Annotated in this window: 16 protein-coding genes; 5 read left to right on the top strand and 11 right to left on the bottom strand. The window is 70.9% G+C overall.

The window, feature by feature from the left end; genetic code table 11:
- Positions 1-59 precede the first annotated feature (59 nt).
- From WJM96_RS09820 to WJM96_RS09835, 4 genes are read left to right on the top strand one after another with little or no spacing between them, the layout of a single operon-like run.
- Positions 60-977, top strand: a complete 918-nt coding sequence (locus WJM96_RS09820; protein WP_424812297.1) for an ABC transporter permease — start codon at positions 60-62, stop codon at positions 975-977.
- Positions 974-1,837, top strand: coding sequence for an ABC transporter permease (locus WJM96_RS09825; RefSeq protein WP_424812298.1), 864 nt, complete (start codon positions 974-976; stop codon positions 1,835-1,837). Before WJM96_RS09820 ends, WJM96_RS09825 begins: the two co-directional genes overlap by 4 nt.
- Positions 1,834-2,817 carry an ABC transporter ATP-binding protein gene (locus WJM96_RS09830; protein WP_424812299.1) on the top strand — a complete coding sequence of 328 codons (984 nt, stop codon included), beginning with the start codon at positions 1,834-1,836 and terminating at the stop codon, positions 2,815-2,817. Before WJM96_RS09825 ends, WJM96_RS09830 begins: the two co-directional genes overlap by 4 nt.
- A complete protein-coding gene (locus WJM96_RS09835) occupies positions 2,814-3,776 on the top strand; it encodes an ABC transporter ATP-binding protein (protein WP_424812300.1) in 963 nt (320 codons plus the stop codon). The genes WJM96_RS09830 and WJM96_RS09835 overlap by 4 nt, the downstream gene beginning before the upstream one ends.
- Here the strand turns inward: WJM96_RS09835 and WJM96_RS09840 are convergent.
- The 10 genes from WJM96_RS09840 to WJM96_RS09885 all read right to left on the bottom strand — a co-directional run bounded on the left by WJM96_RS09840 (position 3,773) and on the right by WJM96_RS09885 (position 13,919).
- Positions 3,773-5,218 carry a TAXI family TRAP transporter solute-binding subunit gene (locus tag WJM96_RS09840; protein ID WP_424812301.1) on the bottom strand — a complete coding sequence of 482 codons (1,446 nt, stop codon included), beginning with the start codon at positions 5,216-5,218 and terminating at the stop codon, positions 3,773-3,775. The genes WJM96_RS09835 and WJM96_RS09840 overlap by 4 nt on opposite strands.
- Positions 5,206-6,390 (bottom strand): sodium/glutamate symporter, encoded by a 1,185-nt coding sequence (gene gltS / locus WJM96_RS09845; RefSeq protein ID WP_424812302.1) that lies wholly within the window; start codon positions 6,388-6,390, stop codon positions 5,206-5,208. Before gltS ends, WJM96_RS09840 begins: the two co-directional genes overlap by 13 nt.
- An 88-nt stretch (positions 6,391-6,478) precedes the next feature.
- Positions 6,479-8,026, bottom strand: a complete 1,548-nt coding sequence (locus WJM96_RS09850; protein ID WP_424812303.1) for an ABC transporter substrate-binding protein — start codon at positions 8,024-8,026, stop codon at positions 6,479-6,481.
- An 88-nt stretch (positions 8,027-8,114) separates the two neighbouring features.
- Positions 8,115-8,444, bottom strand: coding sequence for a thiosulfate oxidation carrier complex protein SoxZ (locus WJM96_RS09855; protein WP_424812304.1), 330 nt, complete (start codon positions 8,442-8,444; stop codon positions 8,115-8,117).
- Positions 8,441-8,863 carry a thiosulfate oxidation carrier protein SoxY gene (locus WJM96_RS09860; protein WP_424812305.1) on the bottom strand — a complete coding sequence of 141 codons (423 nt, stop codon included), beginning with the start codon at positions 8,861-8,863 and terminating at the stop codon, positions 8,441-8,443. The genes WJM96_RS09855 and WJM96_RS09860 overlap by 4 nt, the downstream gene beginning before the upstream one ends.
- On the bottom strand, positions 8,860-10,131 hold the full coding sequence (locus WJM96_RS09865; RefSeq protein ID WP_424812306.1) for an FCSD flavin-binding domain-containing protein: 1,272 nt from the start codon (positions 10,129-10,131) through the stop codon (positions 8,860-8,862). Before WJM96_RS09865 ends, WJM96_RS09860 begins: the two co-directional genes overlap by 4 nt.
- An 11-nt stretch (positions 10,132-10,142) precedes the next feature.
- Positions 10,143-10,436 carry a c-type cytochrome gene (locus tag WJM96_RS09870; protein WP_424812307.1) on the bottom strand — a complete coding sequence of 98 codons (294 nt, stop codon included), beginning with the start codon at positions 10,434-10,436 and terminating at the stop codon, positions 10,143-10,145.
- A 67-nt stretch (positions 10,437-10,503) separates the two neighbouring features.
- Positions 10,504-11,652 carry a YeeE/YedE family protein gene (locus WJM96_RS09875; protein ID WP_424812309.1) on the bottom strand — a complete coding sequence of 383 codons (1,149 nt, stop codon included), beginning with the start codon at positions 11,650-11,652 and terminating at the stop codon, positions 10,504-10,506.
- Between the two features lie 38 nt (positions 11,653-11,690).
- Complete coding sequence (locus tag WJM96_RS09880; RefSeq protein ID WP_424812310.1) at positions 11,691-13,034, bottom strand: LLM class flavin-dependent oxidoreductase; 1,344 nt, start codon at positions 13,032-13,034, stop codon at positions 11,691-11,693.
- Positions 13,035-13,133: 99 nt separating this feature from the next.
- Complete coding sequence (locus WJM96_RS09885; protein ID WP_424812311.1) at positions 13,134-13,919, bottom strand: SDR family NAD(P)-dependent oxidoreductase; 786 nt, start codon at positions 13,917-13,919, stop codon at positions 13,134-13,136.
- A gap of 91 nt (positions 13,920-14,010) precedes the next feature.
- Between WJM96_RS09885 and WJM96_RS09890 the strand changes: the two genes are divergently transcribed.
- On the top strand, positions 14,011-14,562 hold the full coding sequence (locus tag WJM96_RS09890) for a TetR/AcrR family transcriptional regulator (RefSeq protein WP_424812312.1): 552 nt from the start codon (positions 14,011-14,013) through the stop codon (positions 14,560-14,562).
- A 3-nt stretch (positions 14,563-14,565) separates the two neighbouring features.
- On the opposite strand, the gene WJM96_RS09895 is transcribed toward WJM96_RS09890, so the two are convergent.
- A complete protein-coding gene (locus WJM96_RS09895) occupies positions 14,566-15,363 on the bottom strand; it encodes a MetQ/NlpA family ABC transporter substrate-binding protein (protein WP_424812313.1) in 798 nt (265 codons plus the stop codon).
- Positions 15,364-15,366: the final 3 nt, after the last annotated feature.

Raw genomic sequence — 15,366 nt, forward strand, 5'->3', positions numbered from 1 at the left:
AGCGTCTCCGACCAAAGCGGTTTTCAGCCCTGGCCAATCTGCTCTAGGCTGCGGCGCGCATGCTGAAATTCCTCCTGCGCCGCTCGGCCGTGGCCATCCTCGTGGCCCTCACGGTGCTGACGCTGAGCTTTGCCCTGACACGGCTCTCGGGCGATCTGGCGATCTCCATCGCCGGGCCGAACGCGACCCAGGCGGATGTCGACATCATCCGGCAGGCCTATGGCCTGAACCGGCCGCTCCACATCCAGTACCTCGACTGGCTCTGGCGCGCGATGCAGGGCGATTTCGGCGAGAGCTACTTCTTCAAGGACCGCGTCTCCAACCTCATCGGCTCGCGCTTGCCCATCACCATCACGCTCGGCCTCACGGGGCTGTTGCTGGCGCTGACCGTTTCGCTCCCGCTCGGCATCATCGCCGCGGTGAAGGAGAATACCTGGGTCGACCGGACCGTGATGATGGTGGCTCTGGTCGGCCAGGCCATGCCCTCCTTCTGGCTGGGGCTGCTGCTGATGGTCTGGCTCGGCCTGCAGCTCGCCATCCTGCCGATCTCGGGGACGGGCGGCCCGGAATACTACGTGATGCCGGGCATCGTGCTGGCCTTCTCGGCCATCCCCTCGCTCATGCGGCTCACCCGCAGCGGGATGATCGAGGCCCTGGGTTCCGACTACATTCGCACCGCGCGGGCCAAGGGGCTCTCGCGCTTCTCGATCCTGGTGAAGCACGGGTTCCGCAACGCCGCGATTCCCGTGGTTTCCATCGCCGCCGTGCAGCTCGGCTTCATGCTGGGCGGCTCCATCGTCATCGAGACGGTCTTCGCCATGCATGGCGTGGGCTACCTCGCCTGGGAGAGCATCTCCAAGAATGACTATCCCGTCGTGCAGGCCGTCGTGCTCGTGCTGGCGCTGATCTACATCGCCCTCACCCTCCTGTCGGACCTGCTGAACGCGGTGCTCGACCCGCGGCTGCGCACGGCATGAGCGCCTCGGCCTTCCCCTCCCGCGGCGCGCGGCTCATCCGCAATGCGGGCTTCGCCGTGGGCGCCGCGATCGTGGGCCTCGTGCTGGTCGTCGCGATCCTGGCGCCGTGGATCACGCCTTACGATCCCTTCGCGGTGAACCTCGACGCGCGGCTCATCCCGCCCTCCTTCATGGAAGGGGGCACGCCCGCGAACTTCCTGGGCACCGACCAGCTCGGGCGCGACTATCTGTCGCGCCTCATCTACGGCGCGCGCATCTCGATGATCATCGGCATCGCGACGGTCATCACCTCGGGCATCATCGGCACCACGCTCGGCGTCCTCGGCGGCTTCTATGGCGGGCGCATGGATGACGTCGTGATGTTCCTGATCACCGCGCGGCTTTCCATTCCGGTGGTGCTCGTGGCGCTCGCCGTCGCGGGGTTGCTCGGCACCAGCTTCATCCTGGTGATCCTGGTGCTCGGCCTGCTGCTGTGGGACCGCTTCGCCGTCGTCGCGCGCTCCACCACCATGCAGCTCCGCACGCTGGATTATGTCAGCGCCGCCTGGTGCGCGGGCTGCAGCCAGGCGGCCGTGCTGCTGCGCGAGATCCTGCCCAATATCGCGACCCACCTCGCCGTCGTGGCCACGCTGGAAATGGCGCTCGCCATCCTCCTGGAGGCCGCGCTGTCGTTCCTCGGCCTCGGCGTGCCGCCGCCCCTGCCCTCCTGGGGCCTCATGATCGCGGAGGCCAAGGAATACATGTTCTTCACCCCCTGGGTGATCCTGGTGCCCGGCATCGCGCTCTTCGTGCTGGTGCTCGGAGTTAACCTTCTGGGCGACGCGCTGCGCGACATGCTGGGGACGGACCACTCCCGATGACCACCCGCCCCCTGCTGGAGGTCAGCAACCTCCGCGTCACCTTCGGATCCACGGCCGCCGTGCGGGGCATCTCGCTCAAGGTCGAGAAGGGCGAGACCCATTGCCTGGTTGGCGAGAGCGGCTGCGGCAAGTCCGTCACCTCGCTCGCCATCATGGGGCTGCTGGCCAAGGGCGCGAAGCGCGAGGCCGACCTCATCGCCTTCGGCAACGAGGACATCCGGAACTACAGCGAGCGTGAGCTCTCCCGCCTGCGCGGCGACCGCATGGCGATGATCTTCCAGGAGCCGATGACCTCGCTGAACCCCGCCTACACGGTGGGCTCGCAGATGACCGAGGTGCTGCGCCGCCATCGCGGCACGCCCCAGGCCCAGGCCGTGGACCGCGCGGCGGAGCTGCTGACCCGCGTCGGCATCACGGCGCCGGGGCTGCGCCTCGGCCAGTTCCCGCACCAGCTCTCGGGCGGCCTACGCCAGCGCGTGATGATCGCCATGGCCCTGATGTGCGACCCCGAGCTGCTCATCGCCGACGAGCCGACCACCGCGCTCGACGTCACGGTGCAGGCGCAGATCCTGCGGCTGCTTGCGAGTCTGCAGAAGGAGCTGGGACTCGGCATCCTGCTCATCACGCACGACCTCGGCGTGGTGGCCCGCATCGCCGACCGCGTCTCGGTCATGTATGCGGGCGACGTGGTGGAGAGCGCGCCCACCGCCGCCCTCTTCGGCGCGCCCCAGCACCCCTATACGCGCGGGCTGCTGAGCTGCGTGCCCGTCCCCGGCAAGGTGAAGCGAGACGAGCCGCTGGGCAGCATCCCGGGCGTGGTGCCCCGCATCCAGCCGGGCTTCGTCGGCTGCGGCTTCCGCGACCGCTGCCCCTACGCGCAGGAGGCCTGCAAGCTGCCCCTGCCTCGCCAGACCGCCGGCGCCGGCCACGAAGTCCTCTGCACCCTGCCCGTGGGCTGGACGGACCGGGTGGCGGCATGAGCGACGTGCCCGCCATCGAGGTCCGCAACCTCCGCCGCATCTTCAACGTCCGCCAGGGCTTCTTCGCCGAGCCGCGCCGCGTGGTCGCGGTGGACGATGTCTCCTTCGCCGTCCCCGCCGGCAGCGTGCTGGGCGTGGTGGGCGAGAGCGGCTGCGGCAAGTCCACCCTCGCGCGCATGATCCTCGGCCTGCTGCCGCCCAGCTCCGGCGACGTGCTGGTGGACGGCAAGCGCCTGGCCGATATGGACCGCCGCTCCCGCGCGCGGCTGATCCAGCCGGTCTTCCAGGACCCCTTCTCCTCGTTGAACCCGCGCCGCCGCGTACGCGATATCGTGGCGATGCCGCTGGTGGCGCAGGGCAATATCGGGCGCAGCGAGATCGACCGCCGCGTGGACGAGAGCTTCGCGCGCGTCGGCCTCTCGGCCGAGCAGGGGCGGCGCTTTCCCTCGCAGCTCTCGGGCGGGCAGCGGCAGCGCGTGGCCATCGCGCGCGCGCTGGTGCTGCGCCCCCGCATCGTGGTCTGCGACGAGCCGACCTCCGCGCTCGACGTCTCGGTGCAAGCGCAGATCCTGAATCTGCTGGCGGAGCTCCGGCGAGACCTCGGCCTCACCTACCTCTTCATCAGCCACAACCTCGCGGTCGTCGAGCATGTGGCGAGCGAGGTGGCCGTCATGTACCTCGGCCGCATCGTGGAGCGGAACGCGAGCGAGGCCCTCTTCGCCGAGCCGCGCCATCCCTACACGCGCGCGCTGCTGGCCAGCGTGCTGACGCCCGAGCCGGGCCTCGGCGTGCCGGATGTGGGCCTGGGCGACACCATGCCGGACCCGGCCAACGTGCCGCCCGGCTGCCGCTTCCACCCGCGCTGTCCCGTGGCGGTGGAGCGCTGCCCGCGCGACACGCCGAAGATCACGCCCAACGGGCCGGGCTATGTGGAGTGCCTGCTGGCCGAGGCGTCCTAGCGGACCAGGTCCGTGACGCCCGGGTGCAGAGGCAGCGAGAGCCCCCGCGCCGCGTTGGAGCGCTCCACCATCAGGGCCAGAGGCTCGCGCTCACGTGCCCCGACCCGGCCGAGAACCGTTTCCACGATGCGCCGCGCCTCGGCGGCCGTGAGATTCTGATCCGCCACGAGTAGCGCCGCGACCGCGACGGTCGGCACCTCCCCCTGCCCCGCATAGGCGCCGGCCGGCAGGGAGAGCGGCACGATTCCCACCTCGCTCAGGGCCTCGGCCCGCAGCTCGACGGGAAGGAGGCGCAGCTGGGAGGCACCGAAGGCCTCCACGACCGGCGGGAAGGGGGCGGCCCCCACCAGCATCACGGCATCGAGCTGCCCGGCGGCCAGGGCCGCCAGCGCGGCGCGGGAATCCATGGCGTCGGCGCCCGGCGGCTCGGCCACCTCGACGCCGGCGGCGGCCAGGACAAGCCCCGCCGTCACGCGCGAGCCGGAGCGCGCGAGGCCAAGCGCCACGCGGCGCCCGGCGAGGTCCGCGAGGCTTCGCGCCGGGTCCTGCCCCCGCACCACCACATGCAAATGCTCCGGGAAGAGCGCAAGCAGCGCGCGCAGGGAGCGATACGGCCCCGCCTCCTCGAAGGGACCGCGGCCGGCGGCCGCCAGCGCCGCGACATCGGCCTGGACGAAGGCGAGGCTCGCCTGCCCCTGGTGCAGGAGCGACAGGTTCTCGACGCTGCCGGCGCTGGCCAGCACTTCGAGATGCGTGCCGCCGCGCCGTTCGAAATCACGCGCCAGCGCCAGCGCAAGCCGCGCATAAGCCCCGCCCGACGGGCCCGCGGCGAGCGGATAGCCCTCCTTGAGCCGCGCCAGCCGGGCATCGATGTTGCGGCGCGCGACCTCCAGCTCCTCCTCGATCACGCGGGCACCGGAGGGCGACGTGTTCGACGGCGCGGCCCGCAGCGTCTCGGCCAGCGCGGCCAGCACGCGCTCGGCGCCCGCGAGCTGCCCCGGCGGACCGGCGACCGCGCGGCCCGCGGGCCCTGGCGTCGCCGCCACCACCCAGCTGGTCCCCTCGCGCCGATAGGGCAGCGTGCCGAAGACGGAGAGCCGGTCGCCCTCGCGGTTACCGCCCTGCGTGAGGCCCTGGATGCCGGTGCTGCCCGCCCCCATGACGCCGGCCAGGAGCTGCGCGTTCGGCCCGCCCCACTGGCCGAGATCGGCCGCGCGCTCGAAGCGCAGGCGCGCCTTGAAGTGCAGGATGCGCCCGCCATCCAGCGTGTCCATGTGGCCGTGCCGGTCCAGCTCCTCGACGATCAGCGTGCGCTCGGGGAAGGCCGCGGCCAGGCGTGCCTCCACGTCCCGGCGCAGGCTCGCCTCGTCGGGCGCGCGGTCGCAGGCCACCGGCAGCAGCAGCGCGAGCAGGAGGAAGAGCCAGCGCATCACGAGAACCACGGCAGGCTGAGGAAGCCGGCGAGGACGCCGGCATTCACGAGATCGATGAAGAACGCGCCGGTCAGCGGCACGATCAGCGTCGCCGTCGGGCTGGGGCCGTGCCGCCGCGCGAGCGCCTGGGTGATGGCGACGGCCGTGGCGGTGGAGCCCATGCAGAAGCCGATGACACCCGCCGCCATCAGCGCCGCGTCGTAGCTCCGGCCCATGCCGGGGAAGGCCACGAACATGGCGTAGAGGGCGCAGGCGATGGTCTGCGCAATCAGAATGGCCGCGAGCGGCCCCGCCAGCGTCGCGAACTCCCACAGGCGCAGCTGCATCATGGCCAGCGACAGGAACAGGCCGAGCGAGACGCCGCCGAGCAGGTCGGTCGGCCCCGTGCCGATGGTCCAGAGACCCGCCGTCTGCAGCCCGTTCCGCAGCAGCACGCCCGCGAGCAGCGCCCAGACGAAGGCGGGCAGCGTGACCACGCCGCCGGCCGTCGCATTGGCGAGCCAGCCGCCGAGCAACATGCAGGCCGTGATCGCGCCGATCGCGAGGATGATGCGCGTGACGTCGATGGGCTCGGCCTCGGCCGCGGCCTCCTGCGCGATGTCGGCCGCCGAGCCCTTGAGGCCGAAGCGCGTGATGAGGATGTTGCCGACCGGTCCGCCCGTCAGCCCGCCCAGCACCAGCCCGAAGGTCGCGGCCGCCATGGCGATGGGGAGAGCGCCGCCCAGATTGTAGCTGTCGCCGAAAAGGTCGGCATAGGCCGCGCCCGTCCCATGCCCGCCCACCAGCGTGATCGAGCCGACGATGAGTCCCATGGAAGGCGGCAGATCCAGCGACAGCGCGGTGGCGATGCCCACCACGTTCTGCAGCGCCACGAAGGGCGCGAGCACCAGCAGGTAGCGCAGCAGCACGAGCCCGCCGCGCGCCAGGTCCCGGAAATCCGCCGAGAGGCCGACCGTCGCGAAGAAAGCCAGCAGCAAGGGGCGCGACATCACCGGGTCGAAGGTGATCTCGAAGCCAGCCCAGGCCTGCGCGGCCCAGGCGGCCAAGGCGAAGATCAGCCCACCCGTGACCGGATCGGGAATCGCGTAGCGAGACAAGGCCGGAATGGAGCGGTTCACCACCGTGCCCAGAAGCAGCACGCAAGCGGTGGCGAAAAGGGTGGCGATGGTGTTGAGCGTCATGCCGTCCCGCGCTGGATTCTCCGGTCGCGGAACGATGATGGACGCCGCCCCCGCCGCGCCGCAAGCGTGACGGGGGCGGCCTCGGGAACTATTTCCACTTGGCCAGGTAGAAGCGCGGCAGCTCGTCCGGGAAGGCCTTGAACTCGAGCTGGCGCGAGAAGGCGTAGGTGTTCACATAGGTGTGCAGCGGCAGGAAATAGGCCTGCTCGGTCGCGCGGCGGATGGCGGCCGCATAGGCCCGCTTGCGGGCCTCGGGATCGGCGCTGGAGCCACCCTCCGCGAGCAGGCGGTGGATCTCCGGATCGCGCGAGTAGTCGTCCAGGCTGCCCTCGCCGAAGAAGTTCGGCATGAAGGCCGAGATGTCGTTGATCGAGTTGCTGCCCCAGCTGCCCATCGCCATGGCGAGCTCGCCGCGCCAGGAGCGCTGGATGAGCGCCGAGACCTGCAGCATGTTGAGACGCGCGCGGATGCCGACGGCCTGCAGGTAGCTCTGCACGGCTTCGGACCACTGGCGCGGCTGCACGTAGCTCGTCAGCTCGACATCGACCCCGTTGGGATAGCCGGCCTCGGCCAGGAGTTGGCGCGCCTTGGCGGGATTGTAGTCGTAGAGCACCGCCTCGCCGGTCTCGCAGCCGAACTGCGAGGGGAAGCAGGGTCCGGGCGGCACGATGGAGCCGCCGCCGACCAGCCGGTCCGCCATGGTCTGCCGGTCGATCGCGTGCCAGACGGCCTGGCGCACCTTCAGCTTGGTCATGGGATTGTCGGCGCCGCTGCGGCCGGCGGCATCGAGCGAGAGATAGCCCACGCGCATCGAGGCCTGGCGCAGCGTCTGTAGCGTCGGCAGGCGGTTCACATTGGGGATCTGGTCCGGATTCATGTTCCAGATCCAGTCCACGCGCTGGGCCAGGAGCTCGGTGAGCTCGGTGGCCGCATCGGTGACGAAGCGCGCGTGGATCTTGCGGATGGCGGGCTTCCCCTTGGGCCCGCCCTCGTAATAGCCGTCGAAACGCTCGTATTCGACGAAGGAGGCCGTATCCATCCGCGTGATGCGGTACGGACCCGTGCCGATGGGCGCGCGCGCGTATCCATCGGGCCCCACGCGCTCGCGATAGGCCTTGGGCCAGATCGGCGTGATCAGCGCGAAGAATTCCAGCGCCGCCGGCGTCGGCGTCTTCATGTGCAGGCGGACGCTGTAGTCGCCCGTCTTCTCGACGCGGTCGATCCAGGAATAGTTGCTCGGCGTCGCGACGCGCGCCTCCGGCTTGCTGACGGTGTTGAGCGTGTAGACCACGTCGTCGGCCGAGAAATCGCTGCCGTCATGGAACTTCACGCCACGCCGCAGCGTGAAGTCGAGCGTGGTGGGATCGACCAGCTTCCACTCGGTCGCAAGCGCCGGGACGATGTTGAAGGTCTCGGGATCGCGATGCACCAGCCCGTCCCAGGCGTGATGCGCCAGGATCAGGCCCGTGCGCTGGTTGTTGTAGAAATTGTCGATGTTCGGCACGGAGTCACGGAACACCACGCGCAGCGTGTCCGCATTGCGCTGGGCGGCGGCAGGGCCGCTCATGAGACCGGGCAGCGCGAGCCCGCCCGCGGCGGCGATGCCCTGGCCCAATTGGCGACGACCGATGTTCATATCCGTAGCTCCCGTTCCTGTGCGGCGGCGAGCCTAGAACAGGATTCGCTCAGCGCAACGGCCCCCCCGCGCGCCGGGGACGGAACGATCAGCCCACCGTGATGCGCGCAGAGGCACGGCTGCTGCGCCCGCGTTCATCCGTCGCGATGACCTCGATCTCGCTCGTGCGCTCGAGGCGGAGGAAGAAGACATGGTACGGGTTGGCCGCGCTGCCGTTCCGCAGCTCCCCATCGAGCGCGACCTCGCCATTCACGCGCACGGTGATGCGGCCGAGCAGGTCTCGCGGCACGGTGCGGCCGCCTTCCTGCCGCAGGCCCGTCTCCATTGGATGTTCGACGAGGGTGCGGATCTCTACCACCTCGCCGGCACGGGCGGTGCGTGGGGCGCGCAGGCGCGGCGTGGCGAGCGAGCCGCTCATGACAGGCACCCCCCCGTACCCACGCTGATCTCCACGCTGGCGCGCCGGACGCGCCCGTCATTCATCTGCGCGAGCACCACGATCGCCTGGTTCTCCGCCAGCCGGATGCGCGTCTGCACCTCCGCGCGCGCCAGCAGCGGCGTCAGGCGGAAGCTGGCGATGCCGGGCGTCGGGTTGCGCGTGGCGAAGAGATGGATGGCCGTGACGTGCTCGGCCGCCGTCTGAGGCGATTCCACCAGGACGGTCACCGGCACCTGCCCGCCATTCTCCGCGACGGCGGGCGCGCGCAGGAGGATGCCGCCCTCCTCGGGCACCACGTCGCCCACCTGTTCGCGCATGGCGGCCGCCAGCGCATCCTCGCGTGCCAGGGCGGCGAAGGGGATGGCGGCCAGGATCAGGGCGGCGCGGCGTGGGATCATCCGAACATGTCCTTCGTGATGCTCTCATACCACGCATCGGCGTAGAGCGCCTCCAGCCGCCGCTGCTCGGGATGGCTTCCGCGCGGGGAGACCCCGCCCGAATTGGGCACCTCCGCGATGGCCGTGCCCTCGGCATTGGGGCGGAAGACACCGACGATGGAGATCCCGTACCCCTCGCCGACATGCGAGTAGCAGGTGTTGAAGTAGACGGCCTCCGGCGGTGCCTGGCCGCGCAGCGACGCCACGGCCGCCGCCACCGCCTGCTTGGACGTGGTGTTGGCGACGAAGCCGGATTTCGGCATGGGCCCCGGGATGTTCGCATCGCCGATCACATGGATGCCCGGCGCCGTCCGCGCCTCGAAGGTACGGGGGTTCACCGGCACCCAGCCGGAATTGTCGGCAAGCCCCGCCTCGATCGCGATGCGCGCGGCAGATTGCGGAGGGATGACGTTGGCCACGTCCACCTTGTGCTTCGTACCGAACTCCGTCTCCAGCACGCGCTCGCGCGGGTCCACCTTCACGACGCGGCCGTCGCGGTTGGAGGGCACCCATTCGATCATGCCGGGATAGAGCTCGGCCCAGGCATCCTGGAACAGGCCCTGCTTGCTGAACGCCTCCTTCGCGTCGAGCGCCAGGATCTTCGAGCGCGGCTTATGGCGCTTGAGGTAGGAGGCGATCATGCTGATCCGCTCGTACGGGCCGGGCGGGCAGCGGAACGGATTGCCCGGAATAGCGAGGCCGACCACGCCGCCATCCGGCATGGCCTCCAGCTGGCGGCGCAGCAGCAGGGTCTGCGCGCCATCGGCCGGCACCCAGGCATGCGGCATGAGGGCGGAGGCAGCCTCGTCATAGCCCTCCAGCGCGCCCCAGCGCAGCGCGATGCCGGGCGAGAGGATGAGCCGGTCGTAGGTCAGCGTCTCGCCGCCCGCGAGGCGCACGCGCTTCGCCGCGGCGTCGATGCCGGTGGCCCAGTCGTGGACCACCCGCACGCCCTTGGCCCTGAGCCCGTCATAGGAATGGGTGATGTCGCCGATCTGCTTCACACCGGCGAGGACCAGATTGCCGTAGGGGCAGGTGACGAAGCTGGTGCGCGGCTCGACGAGAGTGACCTCCAGCTCCGGATAGGTGCGGCGGGCGAAGCTGGCGGCGCTGGCGCCGCCGAAGCCGCCGCCGATGACGAGCAGGCGCGCCTGGGACTGGGCGGAGAGCGTGGCCGGGGCGGCCAGCGCGGCGGCGGCGAGGACGGCGCGGCGAGAGATGAGGGTCATCGCGCGGCTCCTCAGCGCTGGCGGGAAAAATGCTCGGCCACGGCGGCCAGCTCGGCCGGCGTGTAGCCGCGGGCGATGCGCCCCATGATGGTCGCGGGGCGCTCATTGGCGCGGAAGGCGGCCATGAGCGCCGTGAGCTCGGCGGCGTCGCGCCCTGCCAGCGCCGGCACGCCCGTGGCGCCCGTGCCATTGGGGCCGTGGCAACCCAGGCAGCCCTGCGCGGCCAAGGGAGCGGGCCCCTGCGCCGAGGCGCTCCCCGCCCAGATCGCGGCACCCGCGAGCACCAACAGAAGACGGACGGCCATGGCTTGCTGCTCCCTTTCGGAGGGATGGCGCTATAATGACCGACAATTAATTGTCAATTAGGGAATTTTACGCCGCGATCCGCGATATGGGCGCACCGAGGCCAAAGGCGGGCCGCAGCCGCAGCCCCACCCAATTTCCCACCAGGGCGGGACCAATCCAAACCCAGCCATGCAGGCTGCCGGAGGCGATTCCGCCGAAGAAGGCGCTGATGTTGCAACCGGTCGCCAGCACCGCGCCATAACCCAGCATCAGCCCGCCCAGCAGCGAGGCGAGCAGCGCCCTTGCCGCCGGCAGCCGCCAGTCCGCGCCCCGCCCCGCCACACCCGCCGCCAGGAAGGCCCCGGCCATGAGGCCGAGGTCCATGATCGTGATGCGATCCGCCAGGAGGGGGCGCAGCAGGGCCTCGCTGCGGGTCGGGTCCTCCCAGAAGGCCCAGAAGGCGGGGTCGTCCCAGCCCGCCAGCTCCACGAGGCGCGAGCCCCAGAGGGGAAAGGCCGCCGTGATGGCCCAGGGGCGCCCCGCCACCGCCAGCGTCGCGAAGTTGAGCAGGGCGAGCGCCAGCGCGCCCCAGGCCAGCGGCCATGGCCCTTTCAAAAGCTCACCCTGCCAGCTCAGGCGCTCGGCGTTGCCATGAACCTTCCGCTCGACCCGCAGCGAGGCCCACCAGGCCAGAGCGAGCACGCCGAGGCTGGCCGCCAGGGCCGGCCAAAGGCCCCAGATCTGGAGCAGCGAGACCGGCGGCAGCGCGGGCCAATCGGTCCAGCGCTCGGCATCCCAGGCGGCCAGCGCCGCGCCCAGGATGAAGGCCGCGAGCGTGACCCACATCCGCGCCCCCTGCCCGCCCGCCGCCGTGTAGAGCGTGCCGGAGGCGCAGCCGCCGCCGATCTGCATGCCCATGCCGAAGAGGAAGGCACCCACCACCAAGGCGGCGCCCACCGGAAAGACGAAGCCGCGCACGGGCTGGCCGAGCAGCGTTCCCGCCTCCAGGACCGGCAGGAAGAGGCAGGCGGCCACGGCCAGCATCAGCAGCTGCGCGCGCAGCCCCACGCCCCGCCCCTCTCCCAGAAGCCGGCGGAAGGCGCCCGCGAAGCCGAAGGAGGCCTGGTAAAGCGTGAGCCCCAGCGCGGCGCCGAGCACCCAGAGCAGGCCCATGCGCCCACCGAGGGCCAGGGCGGGCAGCGCCACCAGCGCGAGCCCGAGGAGAATGCGGATCATCCCCCCGGTGATAGCGCGCCCGCCGCGCGAGGGCAGGCCTATTCAGCCGCTCGCGCAGCCACCGCGAAGAACCGGTTCTCCGGGCGCGGCAGGCCGAGATGCTCGCGCAGCGTCGTCCCCTCGTACTCGCGGCGGAAGAGGCCCCGGCGCTGGAGCTCCGGCACCACCAGCCCCACGAAATCGTCGAGCCCGCCCGGCACGTAGGGAAACATGATGTTGAAGCCGTCGCAGGCGCGCGTCTCCAGCCATTCCTGCATCGTGTCGGCGATGGTGGCAGGCGTGCCCACGATGGCCGCGCCCGAATAGCCCCCGATGCGCTGGGCGAGCTGGCGCACGTTCAGCCCCTCGCGCTTGGCGAGATTGATGGCGCGCTCCCGGGCGGACTTGCTGGTCTCCGTCTCCGGGATCTCCGGCAGCGGGCCCTCGGGGTCGAAGCGGCTCGCATCCACGCCGAGAGCGCTGGAGAGCGAGCCGATCGCGCTCTCGTAGTGCACGAGGTTGTCGAGATGCGCGCGCTTGGCCTTCGCCTCCTCCACCGTGTCGCCGACGACGACCAGCGCGCCGGGGAGAATCTTGATGTGGTCGGGGTTGCGGCCGATCTTCGCCGCCCTGCCCTTCACATCGGCGTAGAAGGCCTGCGCGTCGGCGATGGGACCGCCGGCGGCGAAGATCATCTCCGCCGTCTCGGCGCCGATCTGGCGGCCCGCCTCGGATGCGCCGGCCTGCACGATGACCGGCCAGCCCTGCACCGGCCGCGCCACGTTCAGCGGTCCGCGCACCGAAAGCTCGGGCCCCTTGTGGTTCAGCACATGCATCTTCGCGGGGTCCCAGAAGATGCCGCTCTCCACGTCGCGGATGAAGGCATCGTCGGCGAAACTGTCCCAGAGGCCGGTGACGACGTCGTAGAACTCGCGCGCGCGCTTGTAGCGCTCGCCATGGGCCATGTGCTCGTCATGGCCGAAATTGAGCGCGGCGTCGGGGTTCGCCGTGGTGACGAGGTTCCAGCCCGCGCGGCCGTTGGAGATGTGGTCGAGCGAGGCGAACTTGCGCGCCACGTGATACGGATCGTTGTAGGTCGTGGAGGCCGTGGCGATCAGGCCGATACGCTCCGTGACGGCCGCGAGGGCAGGCAGCAGCGTCAGCGGGTCGAAACTCGTCACCGTATGGCTGCGGCGCAGCGCCTCGATGGGCATGTTCAGCAGCGCCAGGTGGTCCGCCATGAAGAAGGCGTCGAACTTCCCGCGCTCCAGCGTCTGGATCAGGCGCGCGAGGCGCGGGAAGTTGAAGTTCGCATCCGGCCAGGCGCCGGGATAGCGCCAGGCGCCGGTGTGGATGGAGACCGGGCGCATGAAGGCGCCGAGGTGAAGCTGGCGATCGGCCATGGCTTGGGCTTCCTGTTGGCCGGCGCGAGGGGTTCCGCGCCCGGCCTGGTCATTCAGGGAGCTTGGTGCAGTGCGAAATGATTCAAGCCCCGCCGCGCGTCACGCGGCGTAGCGCGCCGCCGGCTGCGCGTTCACGAAGTTCGGCAGCATGGCGCGGCGGGCGGCGTCGAAGGCATCCCACTGGGCGGCATCGGGCAGCGGCGGGATGGTGACCGTCTCTCCCCGGTCGAAGCCGAGCAGCGCCGCGTCCACCAGCGCGCCCGCCTCCATCACGCCGGAGAGCGCCGTCACGTCGCGGCCCGAGCGCTCCCAGATCTCGGTGCGCGTGGCCGAGGGGAGCACGGCCTGCACATGGATGCCGCGCTCGCCGAGCTCCGCCGTCATGGCCTGCGACATGGCGAGGACGAAGGCCTTCGTCGCGCCATAGACGCCGAGCTGGATCTCGGGCGCCAGGCCCACGACGGAGGCGATGTTGATGATCGCGCCGCCGCCGCGCTCCAGCATGCCCGGCAGCGCCGCCGCCGAGAGCCGCGCGACGGAAGTGACGTTGAGGCGGATCAGCCGGTCGAAGACCTCCGGGTCGGCGGCGGCGAAGGTGCCGGCGCCCGCGGCGCCCGCATTGTTTACCAGCAGCCCAATGCTCGGCGCCGAGCGCAGCCGGGCCTCGACGGCGGCGAGCTGCGCCGGGTCGGTGAGGTCGGTCGGCAGCACCTCGACGGCGACCCCGGTCTCGGCGCGCAGCCGCGCGGCCAGGGCGTCCAGCTTCGCGCGGTCGCGCGCCACGAGGACCAGATCATGGCCGCGGCGGGCCAGGCGATCGGCATAGACGGCCCCGATGCCGGTGGAGGCGCCGGTGACCAGGGCGGTGGGCAGTTGAGAGGACATGGCTTGCTCCTAATGATGACAATCATCATTATTTGCCTTTGATGATGATCATCATCTATAAAGTCAAGCCGGAATCGTAGGGGCCACAGGGATGCGGATCAGCCGCGACAAGATGCTGGAGAACAGGCGCGCCATCCTGGACGCGGCGGCGCGGCTCTTCCGCGAACAGGGCTTCGAGGCGGTGACGGTCGCGGCGGTGATGCAGGCGGCCGGGCTGACCCATGGCGCCTTCTACAACCACTTCGAATCCAAGGATGACCTGATCGCCAAAACCTTCGCCCACATCCTGCTCCCCGAACCGGCGCAGGACCGCTTCGCCGGCGTGGTGCTGGATGACTTCGCGCGCGGCTATCTCAGCCCGCGCCACCGCGACGATCCGGGCGAAGGCTGCGTCTTCGCGGCGCTCGGCGGCGAGGGTGCGCGCTGCGGCAAGGCCGCGCGGCAGGTGATGACGGAGGGCGCGCGCCGGCAGATCGAGCGCATGGCGCAGGACGCGCCGGGAGCAACGCCGGAGGAGCGGCGCCGCGCCGCCATCCAGCGCTATGCGGCGATGGTCGGCGCCATGGTGCTGGCACGCGCCGTGGACGACACGGCGCTCTCGGACGAGGTGCTGGCCGCCACGCTTCAAGGCGTGACGGCCTGAGGATCAGAAGGCGGGAACGACGGAGCCCTGGAAGGTGGCGGTCACGAAGTCCTTCACCTCCTGGTTCTGGTAGGCGGCGAGAAGGCGCTGCGCCCAGGGGGCCGCCCGATCCTGCTCGCGCACCGCGATCAGGTTGGCGTAGGGGCTGTCCGAGCTCTCCAGCGCGATGGCATCGCGCACGGGGTTGAGGCCGGCGGGAATGGCGAAGTTCGTGTTGATCGTCGCGGCCTCCACCTCGTCCAGCGTGCGCGGCAGCTGAGCGGCCTCGAGCTCCACGACGCGCAGGCGGCGCGGATTGCCGGTGATGTCGGCGACGGTCGCGCGGAAGTCCGCGCCCTCGCGGAGCGTGAAGGCGCCGTTGTTCGCCAGCAGCACGAGCGCGCGGCCGCCATTGGTCGGGTCGTTCGGGATGGCGACGCGGCCACCCTGCGGGATATCGGCCACGCGGCGGTGCTTCTTCGAATAGATGCCCATCGGGAAGATGAGCGTCTTGCCCAGCGCCACCAGCGGCAGGCGGCGGTCGCGCACCTGCTGGTCCAGGAAGGGCTGGTGCTGGTAGCTGTTGGCGTCGAGGTCGCCGGCCGCCAGCGCCGCGTTGGGCTGGATGTAGTCCTGGAACTCGATGACGCGGATCACGAGGCCGTCGCGGGCGGCGATCTCGCGCACCTTCTCCATCACCTGGGCGTGCGGGCCGGCGGTGACACCGATGCGGAGCGGACGCTGCGCGCTGCCGATCTCCTGCGCATGGGCAAGGGTGGGGAGCGCGAGCCCCGCGAGGATGAGGGGACGGCGGGTGATCATGGC

Source organism: Roseococcus sp. YIM B11640 (assembly GCF_049727625.1).
Lineage (GTDB): Bacteria > Pseudomonadota > Alphaproteobacteria > Acetobacterales > Acetobacteraceae > Roseococcus.

Excerpts from the sequence above, each read along its gene's own strand:
- WJM96_RS09890 (WP_424812312.1), top strand. The coding sequence starts at position 14,011 with ATGCGGATCAGCCGCGACAAGATGCTGGAGAACAGGCGCGCCATCCTG.
- WJM96_RS09865 (WP_424812306.1), bottom strand. The coding sequence starts at position 10,131 with ATGACCCTCATCTCTCGCCGCGCCGTCCTCGCCGCCGCCGCGCTGGCC.
- WJM96_RS09895 (WP_424812313.1), bottom strand. The coding sequence starts at position 15,363 with ATGATCACCCGCCGTCCCCTCATCCTCGCGGGGCTCGCGCTCCCCACC.
- WJM96_RS09825 (WP_424812298.1), top strand. The coding sequence starts at position 974 with ATGAGCGCCTCGGCCTTCCCCTCCCGCGGCGCGCGGCTCATCCGCAAT.
- WJM96_RS09860 (WP_424812305.1), bottom strand. The coding sequence starts at position 8,863 with ATGATCCCACGCCGCGCCGCCCTGATCCTGGCCGCCATCCCCTTCGCC.
- WJM96_RS09820 (WP_424812297.1), top strand. The coding sequence starts at position 60 with ATGCTGAAATTCCTCCTGCGCCGCTCGGCCGTGGCCATCCTCGTGGCC.
- WJM96_RS09870 (WP_424812307.1), bottom strand. The coding sequence starts at position 10,436 with ATGGCCGTCCGTCTTCTGTTGGTGCTCGCGGGTGCCGCGATCTGGGCG.
- WJM96_RS09875 (WP_424812309.1), bottom strand. The coding sequence starts at position 11,652 with ATGATCCGCATTCTCCTCGGGCTCGCGCTGGTGGCGCTGCCCGCCCTG.
- WJM96_RS09880 (WP_424812310.1), bottom strand. The coding sequence starts at position 13,034 with ATGGCCGATCGCCAGCTTCACCTCGGCGCCTTCATGCGCCCGGTCTCC.
- WJM96_RS09855 (WP_424812304.1), bottom strand. The coding sequence starts at position 8,444 with ATGAGCGGCTCGCTCGCCACGCCGCGCCTGCGCGCCCCACGCACCGCC.
- WJM96_RS09850 (WP_424812303.1), bottom strand. The coding sequence starts at position 8,026 with ATGAACATCGGTCGTCGCCAATTGGGCCAGGGCATCGCCGCCGCGGGC.
- gltS (WP_424812302.1), bottom strand. The coding sequence starts at position 6,390 with ATGACGCTCAACACCATCGCCACCCTTTTCGCCACCGCTTGCGTGCTG.
- WJM96_RS09835 (WP_424812300.1), top strand. The coding sequence starts at position 2,814 with ATGAGCGACGTGCCCGCCATCGAGGTCCGCAACCTCCGCCGCATCTTC.
- WJM96_RS09830 (WP_424812299.1), top strand. The coding sequence starts at position 1,834 with ATGACCACCCGCCCCCTGCTGGAGGTCAGCAACCTCCGCGTCACCTTC.
- WJM96_RS09885 (WP_424812311.1), bottom strand. The coding sequence starts at position 13,919 with ATGTCCTCTCAACTGCCCACCGCCCTGGTCACCGGCGCCTCCACCGGC.